Raw genomic sequence first — 13,885 nt, forward strand, 5'->3', positions numbered from 1 at the left:
AAAGGTTTCAACCATTATTATAAATTTCATAAGTAGACTCTAAGATGATACTATTCTTCCAAAAAGACGAAGTACACTTTGTTGTTCAGACAACTAACCAATTGAATGTTTTGGATTTTAAAAAGCTTTCGTGGCTTTTCGGGGATGCCACAAAAATTCAAGAAGATGAATTAGAGGGATTTTTTATTGGCCCAAGAAAGGAAATGATTACTCCTTGGAGTACAAATGCAGTTGAAATAACCCAAAACATGGGAATTTCTGGAATTCTTCGAATTGAAGAATTTAATAAGGTAGAAAATGAAAAAGCGGCATACGATCCAATGCTACAGGCTTTTTACACCAAAATTGGTCAAGATATCTACACCATTGAAAAGCAACCAGAACCTATTATAAATATTGAAAATATTGCAGTTTACAACCAACAAGAAGGTTTGGCTCTTAGTAGTGAAGAAATTGATTATTTAGACGGCGTTTCGGAAAAAATAGGTAGAAAATTAACCGATTCGGAAGTATTTGGTTTCTCGCAGGTAAACTCCGAACACTGTCGGCATAAAATATTTAACGGAGTATTTGTTATTGATGGCGAAGAAAAAGAAGCTTCCCTTTTTCAATTGATTAAAAAAACATCTCAATTAAATCATAACCGCATTGTATCTGCCTACAAAGACAATTGCGCATTTTTAGAAGGACCTAAAATGGAACAGTTTGCTCCTGTCTCTCATGACAAAGCAGATTTCTTTCAAACCAAAGATATTAATACTGTTATTTCGCTGAAAGCGGAAACACATAATTTCCCAACAACGGTAGAACCATTTAATGGTGCTGCAACAGGAACTGGTGGCGAAATTAGAGATAGAATTGCTGGAGGAAAAGCATCAGTACCAATGGCTGGAACAGCTGTTTACATGACTTCTTATCCAAGACTAGAAGCATCGCGCACATGGGAAAATGCTACCGACCCAAGAAAATGGTTGTATCAAACTCCTGAGGAAATTTTAATTAAAGCATCGAACGGAGCAAGTGATTTTGGAAATAAATTCGGTCAGCCGCTTATTTGTGGATCGGTACTTACTTTCGAACATTTCGAAAACAATAAAAAATACGGTTACGACAAGGTAATTATGCAAGCCGGAGGAATTGGTTACGGAAAATTAGAGCAAGCTCAGAAAGACGTTCCAGAAAAAGGCGATAAAGTAATTCTTTTAGGTGGTGACAACTACCGAATTGGAATGGGCGGTGGTGCTGTTTCATCTGTTGCAACGGGAGAATTTACGAATTCGATAGAATTAAATGCCGTGCAACGTTCGAATCCTGAAATGCAAAAAAGGGTTTGTAATGCAATTAGAGCAATGGCCGAAATAGACGAAAATCCTATTGTTTCAATTCATGATCATGGTGCAGGTGGACACTTAAATTGCTTGTCGGAATTAGTAGAAGAGACCGGAGGTAAAATTGATTTAAATGCACTTCCGGTTGGCGACCCTACTCTTTCGGCGAAAGAAATTGTTGGTAACGAATCTCAGGAAAGAATGGGATTGGTTATTAAAGAAAAAGATGTTGCGCTTTTAACGCGTATTGCCGACCGAGAAAGGGCTCCTATTTACCAAGTTGGTGAAACAACTGGAGATATGAGATTTACTTTTGAAGATAAAAAAACCGGACAGAATCCAATCGACCTTGCTCTTTCGGAAATGTTTGGCAAACCTCCAAAAACGGTACTTACCGATACTTCACTACATGAAAAATTTGAAGCTGTTACACACGATGCATCAAAAATAGAAGAATACATCGAAAATGTGCTTCAGATAGAAGCTGTTGCTTGTAAAGATTGGTTAACAAATAAAGTAGACCGATCGGTTACTGGAAAAATTGCCATGCAACAATGTGCTGGTCCGCTTCAACTACCTTTGAACAATTTAGGTGCGGTTACTATCGATTTTCAAGGTGAGAAAGGAATTGCCACCTCTATTGGACATACTCCGATTGCCGCTTTAGTTGATTCTGAAAACGGATCTCGCCTTTCCATTGCCGAATCGTTAACCAATATGGTTTGGGCTCCAATTGAGCAAGGACTTAAAGGTGTTTCATTATCGGCAAACTGGATGTGGCCTTGTAAAAATGCCGGTGAGGATGCTCGCTTGTATCAGGCCGTTCAATCCATCAGCGATTTTGCGATTAAATTGGGAATTAATATCCCAACAGGCAAAGATTCTCTTTCCATGACTCAAAAATATGGAAAAGACGATGTTGTTTATTCTCCAGGAACTGTAATTATATCCACCGTTGGTGAAATAATTGATATTAATAAAATGATTTCTCCGGTACTGAAAAAAGTAACTGGATCTCATCTTATTTATATGGATTTCTCGAAAGATGATTTCCAATTAGGGGGAAGTAGTTTTGCACAAATCGTAAATAAATTAGGTACACAAACTCCAGATGTTAAAGATGCCGACTATTTTGCGAAGGCATTTGAAACACTTCAACAATTAATAATAGATGGTAAAATTCTTGCTGGTCATGATATTTCGGCTGGTGGTATGATTACTGCTTTATTGGAAATGTGTTTTGCTGACAACAGACTGGGTGCGAACATTGACCTTTCCAGCATTGAGGAAAATGATCTGATCAAAGTATTATTTAGTGAAAACCCCGGTGTTCTATTCCAAGTTCAGGAACTGGAAACTATTTCCGAAATTCTTGTTGCTAAAGGAATTAAATTTCATGTAATTGGTACCCTTGCCGAAGCTGGAAAAATGAATATCTCGAAAGAGGAGAAAGTACTTCATTTAGACATTCCTTCGCTTCGCGATCTTTGGTTCAAAACTTCCTATTTGTTAGATAGAAATCAATCTGGCAATAAACTAGCGCTAGAAAGATTCAAATCGTACAAGGAAAATGCTTTGGAATATAAATTCAAAGCCAACTTCACAGGAAAGTTTGCACAATACGGTATCGATCCAAAAAGAAAAGAAAAATCGGGTGTTAAAGCTGCTATCATTCGTGAAAAAGGGGTTAACGGCGACCGTGAAATGGCGTGGATGATGCACTTGGCTGGTATGGATGTTAAAGATGTTCACATGACAGATTTAATTGCCGGACGTGAAGATTTATCGGACGTAAACATGATTGTTTTTGTTGGAGGATTCTCTAACTCGGATGTATTGGGTTCTGCAAAAGGTTGGGCCGGAGCTTTCCTTTACAATGAAAAAGCGAAAAAAGCGCTTGATAATTTCTATGCTAGAAAGGATACTTTAAGTCTGGGAGTTTGTAATGGTTGTCAGTTAATTTCTGAGCTAGGATTAATTTATCCAGATCATGAAAAGCATCCAAAACTACTACATAACGAATCACATAAATTCGAATCGGGATTTGTAAGTGTAGCCATTCAGGAAAATAACTCGGTAATGCTTTCGTCTTTAGCAGGAAGTAAATTAGGTATTTGGGTTGCTCACGGAGAAGGTAAATTTGCATTGCCTTACGGTGAAGATCAGTATCAAATTCCAATGAAATACAATATTGATCAATATCCTGCCAATCCAAACGGTTCTCCTTTCGCAACTGCTGCTATTTCCTCGAATGATGGTCGCCATTTAGCAATGATGCCACATCTTGAAAGAGCAACTTACCCATGGAACTGGGCTCATTACGATGAAAATCGTGTAGCTGATGAAGTTTCTCCTTGGATTGAAGCATTTGTGAATGCAAAGAAATGGATTATGGAACATCAATAAAGTCAACAACTTAAATATACAATACCTCCTTTTTTAAGGGGGTATTTTTTTGCTCTATTTAAAAACTTTTAAATCAATTCGAATACGATATTACGTATAGTAATGCATCATCTCCAGACAATAAAAAAACCCTCGGATGATAAATCTGAGGGTTTCATTCTGGATTAAAAATCGCTTTCTATTTAGAATTCTTTATTTATTTAATTACCTGAATTTTATTAGATACTACTTTATCATCCATTGTTACTCGAACGATATAAAAACCAGCCTCTAACGATCCAAATCGAATGGTGTTAGCTCCTACATTCCTATCCTTTTGTGTATACACTATTCTTCCACTTAAATCGAGAATTTCCACAGAAAAATCTTTCGTTAAATTTCCAAGCTGTAACTTAAATTCATCTCTACATGGATTCGGATAAATCTTCATCTCCTCTACTTCTTCCGTTATGGTTTCAATATCAGTAATAATTACTTCCACTTCTTTTGTATTTGATTGGTAAGAAGAATTAAACATGTAACCGATGATATATACACTATACACACCAGATTCCTCTACATATAATTCATGATCAGTAGATCCTATTTCAAACTCACTTACCGTTTTGTAGATTTCATCGTTAATGTAGATCTCAAACTTATCGTACAGTACTGGAATTTGCACTCCTAAATTTAATTTATGTTCTGCTATCACCTCAAGCACTGTAACTTCTGGAGTTTTATCTTTCACTTCCACCTCTTCTTGGTTCGACTTAAAAGATTCATCGCCAAAATAACCAATCACATAAGAATTATAAACTCCTAATTGATCCACTGCTATATTAAAAGTCTGCTCTCCTTTTTCAGGAGTAGTTACACTTTCATGTAAATCTCCATTTAAATAAATTTCCAGTTTATCGTAATCAACCTTTACATCTATATTAAGTCCAATCACCTTATCCTGCACCTCTTTATATTCTATAATTTCAGGAACGCGATCAATCTCTGGAATATCAACACTCCAAACACCTCTACCATGAGTTGCAATCACCACTTGATTACCAACAATGTGCATATCGTAAATGGTAACAGGAGGTAAATTACTATCCATAGGATGCCAAGTTGCGCCATCATCTGTAGATTCAAACAATCCGATTTCGGTACCCGCCCAAAGTGTTTTAGTGTCGCTTGGCAATACAATCATACAGTGAGTCACTACATCTGGAAAACCATTAGTACTCTCATCTCCTGTACCAAACCCCGAGATATCATCCCAAGTTTGACCGAGATCCGTAGTTCTTAAAATTTTAGGAGAATCACTATTCGAAAATAGCAGATAAGCTGTAGATGCTTGAGATGGATGAGTTGCAATTCCACTAATATAAGCACTCATATTCTTAACCGCATAATCATTCACCGCAGAAAAAGTTTCCCCCTCATCTTGCGATACGTGAATTTTATAATCTCCATCGGTTATCATTGCGGCTCCAGCCCATACAATGTTCGGATCGGCAAGAGATACTTCCACATTGTGCTGACTTGTAACTCCCTGCCAATAAGACGCTATTTTTTTAATTGTCCAATTAGCACCAAAATCTGTTGATTTATAAACTCCTTCTTTTGCAACTGCGAAAACAACATCAGGATTCCATTTTGAGGCCGACAATTTAGTAATAAAAGGACCATCATCTTCGGTGATTCCTTTCACTGAACTCCAAATATCTCCACCAGTAGTTGATCGATATATCGCATTATAATAAATACTTCCTAAGAGCTTTTTAGAGTCTTTCCTATGCCACAAGCATTCAAAACCATCTCCTCCCAATCTAAAAAAGTAATGAGAACTCGATGAAGCATCTTCGTTTGATGCAGATTGCCAGGTTCCATTATCCTGCATTCCTCCAATGTATTCATTCGCATCCGGATTTTTAGCTACTCCATAAAATTGGGTAGTAATGTAATTATTGGCTTTCTGACTAAATGTTACACCATCGTTTAGAGACACTCCAATTCCACCATCATTACCATTCACAACTCTAAATTTGTTATTCTCCAGAGGTATTATCGTAATATTGTGATGATCGGGATGCAAACCAGGAATTTTTGTTTGATCAAACCCTGCATTTTGATCATATTTATTTGATCCTCCATAATTACTATAAGCATCAGCAACATTTGTTTTTTTACCATCGTATACCTCTACGGCCCCATATTCTACAACTATTTTCGAAGTTGGTAAATTCGCAGCATCCCAAGTAGAACCAGACGTCAACTCTGGCCAAATCATATAAAGAGCTTTATTTAGATGTCCCCCAGCAACTGCAATCGTTGCATCGGCAGTACTGGCATTGTATTCTATAGCGTTCACAAATATGTATTCTCGCCCTAAATCGCCATAAGCATCACTAGTAGCACTACGAGTATATAAATTAAATTTTCCATCCTTTTCCTGATCGCGAAACGAAACCATCAATTGCTTATTGTTGGTTATGTCCCATACTTGAAAAGGAACATCTACATAATCAGCATAGGTGTAACTCGATGCCAAAACTCCTGAAGTTGCCTCATTTGGAACTGTAAAACGATGTGCTTTTTGACTGATTCCGGCTCCAAAACGAATTTCTACCGAAGCCCAATCAGTAGCTAGAAGATTAGTTCCTTCCTCGATACTTAAGCCACCATTCAAATAGCTACCTCCAAAACTTACAAAAGATAGAAAATCTGTATCCTCAGTATATGCAGCTTTTACTGCGGCATCCTTTTCTGTAGGTGTTTTATTAAAGGCAAGTTTCCACATATCAACACCCGCAACATATACAACACTATCTATAAATGGGTGAGCTTCAATGGCATTATCATATCCTCCTTGACCTCCAAGAAAATTTTGAGCATCATTAAATTTAGCCCAACTATTAGCATTGTCCATCGATAAAAAAACCTCCGATACATCATCAGAAATATCAATACTCGTATAAACAAAATTTCTGTTTACAGGAGATACGGCAAGTTCGTAGCGACTCCCGGACGAAAGTCCTTTTGAGACAACACTCCAGGTTTCACCGCCATCTACAGTACGAAGAATCCCTTTTCCATTTTCTCCTGCAAAAATAGTATCCCTTGCAGTAGAATAAGCTGCTAAATCTTCTACTCCTCTTGTACTCTCATACACCTGAGTCCAAGAGCTTCCCCCGTCAACCGATTTAAATATACCAGCTTCCGTAGCGGCAATTACAATATCCGCATTAATAGGGTTCACAAAAAGACGATTTACATATCCAAATTTTACATTTGTAGCAGTACTCGCTAATTGTGTCCATCCTATTCCGCGATTCACCGACTTCCAAATACCATTCCCTACATTTTGTGCACCACCTGGAAAACTTTCGCCGGTACCAGCATAAATAATATCGTGATTTGATGCTGCCATAGCTAAAGCATTCACCGACAAATTGGTTAAATCATCGGATAGGTTGGTCCAGTTTTCGGCACCATCGGTAGTTTTCCAGATTCCTCCTGTAGCACTACCTGCAATCCAGGTATTTTTATTAGCATCATCTGGATCGACAAGAATGGCACGTGTACGACCACCTACATTAGCAGGACCGCGTTGAATAAAATCCAGACTCGCTTTTGTACTTTTCAATTTAGAGCTATTGGATTGTGCCTTTTGCAGCTCTATAGTTTTATAATTCATTTTATAACCAGATTCACTTGCTCCAATTCTGGTTGTGATGTCTTTAAAGTACTTACTGTACATATCTGGTTTGTTGGCTTTACTATAGCCCACTTTTCTTTTCTCTTTTTTGGCTTGATATTGATTTTGCCAAAATTCTTCAGGCGTAAATTCTTCCTTAGAAAATTTCTTTTCCTTGGGTCGAGTGAAATTATTGACAAGAATCCCAGACAAAGCAAGGAATCCCCCAATAAGCAAAAGATGTTTTGTTTTCATAAATACTTGTAATTAGCTGTGTGATTTTTATTGTACTTTTTTTTATTGTACTTTTTTAACTGTGATTTTCTTCTTTGATTTAAGATCAAAAATATAAGTCCATTTTCCAGTATCGGCTGATTCGGAAATGTACCCTTTCTGATTTACTATTAGTAGTTGCGTATTGTTGTGCCAAGATATTTTAGCATTAGCAATTTTGTCCGAATAAATAATTTCTTCCTTTTGCAGATCGTATACAAAAAATTCCGCCAATTGGTTTGGATTGATCAGTGGTTTTGAAAGCTCTTTCGTGCATAACACATAGTTCCCGTTTGAATTTAGAATGTACTCCCCTTTTTCTCCAAACTCTTCTTCGGCAATTTGTTGATAAGTTTTCTTTTGAAGATCAACATCATTCTTAAGAACTTGAGCGGTCGACGCACATCCGAATAAAAAAACCAGCAAGAATAATTGAAATAGATTCTTTTTAATAACGATGATATTTAGTGTTTTCATTGGTAATATTTCTTAAAATTCGACATAACTGATCGTGAAGTTTGACTGTGTTTTCACCTAAAAGCCAATAAATATAAGCACATTAAATAACATTAACAGGTATTTTTAATTCAATAGCACTTCTACCCATATTATTTAGAACAGTAATAAGACTTCCTTTTGCAGCAATTAATCGACCCAACGAAAAAATTTACAAAGGGAAGCTAATGGTTAAATAAGAAAAAAAGAGTCTCCTACCGAGCGAGAGCATTGAAAAAGTACCTTAAATAATAAAATCAGTAAAAAGTTGATCTATTCTTCTTTTTACGCTTTTTTATATCTTGTTCTTTATTAAGATATCGGATATATGTTAGCTCAACAACAAAATCTCCCCTTAAGTTCCTATTCAGAACTTTATGATTTAATCATTCCTCAGGATAACATTCTGCGTTGGCTCAATGATTTAATTGATTTCAGTTTTGTGTATGAAGAACTTTCCTCCAAATATTGTTATACTAATAGACGTAATGCAGAAAGTCCAATAAGAATGTTCAAATATCTTTTATTAAAAGCCATCTATAATGTTTCTGACGTCGATTTAGTTGAACGTTCAAGAATGGATATGTCATTCAAGTACCTTTTAGATTTGATTGATTTTGCTTTCGGAAAGGTACTTTTTATCAGATAGTAGCTTCGTAAGCTGTCAAATTAAGTGTCTTTTACATTCAATTTAGCTCTTATTGAATCGTTGTCGATGTTTTATACTACCCTACCAATACTATTAACTACTATGTAGATGTTATCTTCTACTCTACCGATGTTTTATACTATATTGGAGATACTATTAGCTATTTTATAGATGCTTTTTACTACTCAATCGATTTTATATAGTACCCTGCCAGTGCCTTAAATAGTCATAATAAGATATTTTAGCTATCTTAGAATTGATTTTACACTCAAAAACAAGTAACTTTCCTACTAACAGAATAAAAATGGTTATTGACTACCCTTTTTTGATCTGAAATCAAGCAAAACACGACCGATATCAAGCTAAATTTTAATTCAAACGCATAATAATGAATCAAAAAATCGAAGATGCTCTTTTTAGTATTAACAAAAAGATAGTAAATGTGCTTCATGAAAAAGGAGAAACGGTAAGTTCTTTGGCCCGAAAAATCAACATCCGACCTGTTACACTGCGTCAGCAATTAGAAAGACCCACATTGCAGGTTAATCGGCTTTGGAGTATTTGCCATGCAATGAAAATTAATTTTTTCCAGGAGATTGCAAATAGCTATGAACAGGAAACACTAAATAATGCCGATGATATTGATGGAACTGAGTACATAAACATCCAGAAAGAACTGCAAGAAAAATGCGAGCAATTAGAGCTCCTGAAAAATGAAAACAAAACCCTAAAAGAAGTTATTCAATTGTTGAAAGGTTAGAATAAATAACAAATAGCACCCATTTGAGCTGTTCAAATTTGGTGCTATTTGCTTTTGTAGTCAGAGAATAGATTTAACTATTCAGCTGATCCAATAAACTATCCTCATCGTCGAAATTCGTATTGGAAAAATTCAATGCTGTTTCGATGATCGCTAAATGCGAATAGGCCTGCGGAAAATTCCCAAGCATCCGTTTCGATACAAAATCGATATCTTCGGCAAACAAACCTAAATGGTTCGAGTAGCTAAGTAATTTATCAAATTTCTCTTTTGCTTCCTTCTTTTTGCCAATTTTGTATAAACTGTTGATCATCCAAAACGAACAAATGGTAAATGCTGATTTTGGCGTTCCAAAATCGTCCTTATTTTTATATCGATACATTAATCCGTCATGTTCCAACTCCTTCTGAATGGTTAACACGGTTGATTTATACTTTTCGTCGGTGGCATTAATAAAACCATAGCTCTCCATTAAAAGAACCGAAGCATCCATGTCCTCAGAGCCATAATATTGAGTAAATGCCTGCTTTTTCTTACTCCAGGCTTTTTTTAGAATATCTTCTTTCACCGAATGTCGCAATATCGTCCATTTCCCAACGTAATAATCTCGTTGCAATAAAGAGGCAATTTTTACCGCCCTATCGAAAGCAACCCAACACATTACTTTACTAAAGGTAAAGTGCAAGCTTTTCCCGCGAATCTCCCAAATTCCTCGATCGGGTTTTTTCCAGTTCTCTTCCACCACTTTCACAATACTTCTCACAATTGTCCACAATTCCTCACTATGATCCAAGGAATTTTCAAACATTTCGAAATGTTGATGTATTAAATCGAGTAATATGCCATAAATATCGTTCTGTTTTTGCTTGTAAGCAGCATTCCCAACACGAACAGGTTTCGAACCTTCATAACCATCCAGATGTTCCAACTCGTATTCAGAAAGTTTTCTTTCCCCATTGATACCATACATGATCTGAATTTTCTCATTCTTTTCGGGAATGATATCCATGATAAAGTTCAGGTAGCGCTTTGCAACATTAAAATGCCCCATTTGAGTAAGAATTTTCACTACCATAGAACCATCCCTGATCCAGCAAAAGCGGTAATCCCAGTTCCTTACTTCGCCAATTGTTTCGGGCAAAGACGTAGTTAATGCAGCCAAAACCGCCCCACTCTTTTGATAGCTCAGTAGTTTTAAAACCAATGCACTTCGGCTAGATTCCTCGTTGTATTTAGGAAGCTCTTTCGTTTTCTCACTCCAGTTCAACCAATAAGTTTTTGTACGCTGCAATTTCAAATAAATTCGATCGAGCGTTTGTTCCAACAACTTCTGATTATAGCTTACTTGGCAAAACTGATCTTGATCCAATTCAATTACTTCCTGATTTAAAATATCCGAATAGTTAAAACTCGAATACAAATACAGGGAATCGTAATTTCCTGATGTGGTGTAGGATTTTATATAATCTCCTATAGATACGTTAGTTTCGGTAGTATTTCGAGCGTAGTCGAGCTGTGGATTGTATTTAATCCGAAATTTTGGTTTTCCATAAACCAATCGAAAAAAACGAACTACATCCGGTGGCATGTAGTAATCATTTTTTTCGGTCACATATCTTGGCATAAAATCTAATACCTCAAAAACTCCATCGATACATTCAAATCGTGTTTTTAAAATATTTGTATTTTTTCGATATTCCTGTGTTATATTTGTCGCTTGTTCGGGTAAAATTTCAAAACTCCCTCCCTTATTGATATCCAACAACTTAGCAAATGCCGAAGAGGAATCAAATTGTGGTAAACACACCCAATCCAACGACCCTTTTTCTGATACAAGTGCCGCACTTCTACAATTTCCTATTACCCCGTAATTTAAATTCTTCATAAAAAAATGCTATTTTAGAGCTTAACCATATAATAATGTCACGGAAAATAAATATTTTTCGTGACAATAAAGAGTTTTTAAACCAAAATTTAATTTACATTTTATGAATAGAATTCACATTGTCTCCAACAGACTTCCTGTTAGTATAAACGTAGAAAATGACGACATCGAATTAATTCCAAGCGTTGGTGGACTCGCAACAGGAATGAGGTCGGTATATAAAGAATACAATGGGAAATGGATTGGCTGGCCAGGATTAGCCAGCGATGATCTTGATGATCAGCTAACTGCGAAGATTGAAGAAAAATTAATTGAAGAAGATTGTGTATCTGTTCATTTATCAAAACAAGAAATAGATTTGTACTACGATGGTTTTAGTAACCGAACTATTTGGCCACTATTTCATTATTTTGCTCAATATATTGATTATACACCCGAACTATGGGATGCTTTTGTTAGTGTAAATCAAAAATTTGCCGATAAAGCATTAGAAACCATCGAAGAAGGTGATACTATTTGGATTCACGACTATCAATTGTTACTGGTTCCAGAAATGATAAAATCGAAAAAACCAGGTGTTACTATTGGATTTTTCTTACATATTCCCTTTCCCTCCTACGAGGTGTTTCGAATTTTACCCTGGAGAAAAGAGTTGATACAGGGAATGCTGGGAGCTGATTTAATAGGCTTTCATACTTTCGATTATCAAAGGCATTTTTGCAGTTCGGTTCGCCGATTAATGGGATACGAAATTTCATTCAACGAAATTCACATCGAAGACAGAATTATTCTTGTTGATTCCTTTCCAATGGGAATCGACTACGATAAATTTAGAGAGGCGGCCACTCAATCTTTTCAAAAACCACTTCAGGAAAAATCGAAGCTTCATCGGGAGTTAGAAAAATATTTTCTCGTTTCCCCAGAACGAAAGCTAATTCTTTCTATCGATCGGATGGATTACTCGAAAGGAATTCCGAATCGTTTACGTGCATTTTCAAAATTTCTAGAAGATTATCCCGAATGGATTGGAAAAGTAACTTTGATTATGCTCGCAGTTCCTTCTCGTGGAACGGTAGAACATTATATCAACCTAAAAAGAGAAGTAGATGAATTGGTTGGAACGGTAAATGGAAAATTTGGAAGCATTAACTACACTCCTGTTTGGTACTTTTATCGATCTTTACCTTTCGAAAACCTAATAGAATTATACAGCTCGTGCGATGTTGCTCTAGTAACACCTGTGCGCGATGGAATGAATTTGGTTGCTAAGGAATATGTAGCTTCAAGAACCAATAGAACAGGCGTAATTATTTTGAGTGAAATGGCAGGTGTTGCCAAAGAAATGGGCGAAGCTTTGATTATTAATCCAAATAATATTAATGAAATTGCCAGCGCAATTAATCAGGCCTTAGTGATGCCTCTTGATGAACAACGGGAACGAATGATATTTCTTCAGGACAGAATAAAACGATACGATGTATTTAAATGGTCTAGTGAATTTGTAAAATCTTTATCCAAAGTAGAGAAAATTCAAAACTCATTTAATGCGAAGAAAATCAATACTAAGATTATGGAAAAACTTAATTCGGAATATCATGCTGCCGAAAAAAGAGCCATATTCCTTGATTACGACGGAACCCTGACTGGCTTTAGATCGAACCCTAATGATGCGAAACCAAATGAAGAACTTCATGATATTCTTTATAAACTAGAAGAAGATCCCCGCAATGTAATTACAATTATAAGTGGAAGAGATAGAGATAGCCTGGAGAAATGGTTCGAAGGACATAAAATTAACCTAATTGTTGAACATGGTGTTTGGCTAAGAAAATATCAAAAAGAATGGAAAATGCTGACCAATGCTTCGGATGCATGGAAACCAAATCTTCGCCCTACCCTGGAAACCTTCGTTGATCAAACTCCAGGATCTTTTATCGAAGAAAAAAACTATTCTTTGGTTTGGCATTTTAGAAAAGCAGAGCCAGAACAAGGAGAATTGAGAGCAAATGGACTTAGAGATGAGTTAACCACAATGATCGCGAATCACAATCTTGAAATATTAGAAGGAAATAAAGTGATTGAAGTAAAAAGTGGTGGTATTAATAAAGGACTGGCAGCCATGCAATTTCTTCAAAACCAAAAAATTGATTTTATAATGGCGATTGGAGATGACTGGACGGATGAATACATGTTCCGAGAACTTCCTGAATCAGCTCACACCATAAAAGTTGGACTTAAGAAAACGGCTGCAAAATACAAAGTTGAATCGGTTGCATCGGTTCGAAAATTACTCTCCGAATTTATTAAATAGTTATAAATAGTAAACAAGCGATAAATGAAAATTTATCGCTTGTTTTTTGTTCGACTAAATATGTAAATAAAAATTATTACTAATAAAATTAGCAAATACTGCTCC

General features: G+C 36.0%; 6 protein-coding genes and 1 pseudogene. 4 read left to right on the top strand and 3 right to left on the bottom strand.

From position 1 onward, the window contains the following. Nucleotides 1–44 precede the first annotated feature (44 nt). On the top strand, nt 45–3,734 hold the full coding sequence (gene purL / locus BZG02_RS10600) for a phosphoribosylformylglycinamidine synthase (RefSeq protein ID WP_101261401.1): 3,690 nt from the start codon (nt 45–47) through the stop codon (nt 3,732–3,734). A gap of 196 nt (nt 3,735–3,930) precedes the next feature. Here the strand turns inward: purL and BZG02_RS10605 are convergent, their stop codons facing one another. Together BZG02_RS10605 and BZG02_RS10610 are read right to left on the bottom strand one after the other, a co-directional pair. Continuing rightward, complete coding sequence (locus tag BZG02_RS10605) at nt 3,931–7,662, bottom strand: T9SS type A sorting domain-containing protein (protein ID WP_101261402.1); 3,732 nt, start codon at nt 7,660–7,662, stop codon at nt 3,931–3,933. A 42-nt stretch (nt 7,663–7,704) separates the two neighbouring features. Further along, a complete protein-coding gene (locus BZG02_RS10610; RefSeq protein WP_101261403.1) occupies nt 7,705–8,157 on the bottom strand; it encodes a hypothetical protein in 453 nt (150 codons plus the stop codon). Nucleotides 8,158–8,503: 346 nt separating this feature from the next. On the opposite strand from BZG02_RS10610, the pseudogene BZG02_RS10615 reads away from it, so the two are divergent. Together BZG02_RS10615 and BZG02_RS10620 are read left to right on the top strand one after the other, a co-directional pair. Beyond that, nucleotides 8,504–8,785: pseudogene (locus tag BZG02_RS10615) on the top strand (transposase); the annotation flags it as partial. A gap of 427 nt (nt 8,786–9,212) precedes the next feature. After that, a complete protein-coding gene (locus BZG02_RS10620) occupies nt 9,213–9,584 on the top strand; it encodes a hypothetical protein (RefSeq protein WP_101261404.1) in 372 nt (123 codons plus the stop codon). Between the two features lie 73 nt (nt 9,585–9,657). Here BZG02_RS10620 and BZG02_RS10625 read toward each other — a convergent pair whose 3' ends face one another. Further along, nucleotides 9,658–11,469 carry a glycoside hydrolase family 15 protein gene (locus BZG02_RS10625; RefSeq protein WP_101261405.1) on the bottom strand — a complete coding sequence of 604 codons (1,812 nt, stop codon included), beginning with the start codon at nt 11,467–11,469 and terminating at the stop codon, nt 9,658–9,660. A 103-nt stretch (nt 11,470–11,572) separates the two neighbouring features. On the opposite strand from BZG02_RS10625, the gene BZG02_RS10630 reads away from it, so the two are divergent. Continuing rightward, nucleotides 11,573–13,780, top strand: coding sequence for a bifunctional alpha,alpha-trehalose-phosphate synthase (UDP-forming)/trehalose-phosphatase (locus tag BZG02_RS10630; RefSeq protein ID WP_101261406.1), 2,208 nt, complete (start codon nt 11,573–11,575; stop codon nt 13,778–13,780). The last annotated feature ends 105 nt before the right edge of the window (nt 13,781–13,885 follow it).

Source organism: Labilibaculum filiforme, assembly GCF_002843315.1.
GTDB lineage: Bacteria > Bacteroidota > Bacteroidia > Bacteroidales > Marinifilaceae > Labilibaculum > Labilibaculum filiforme.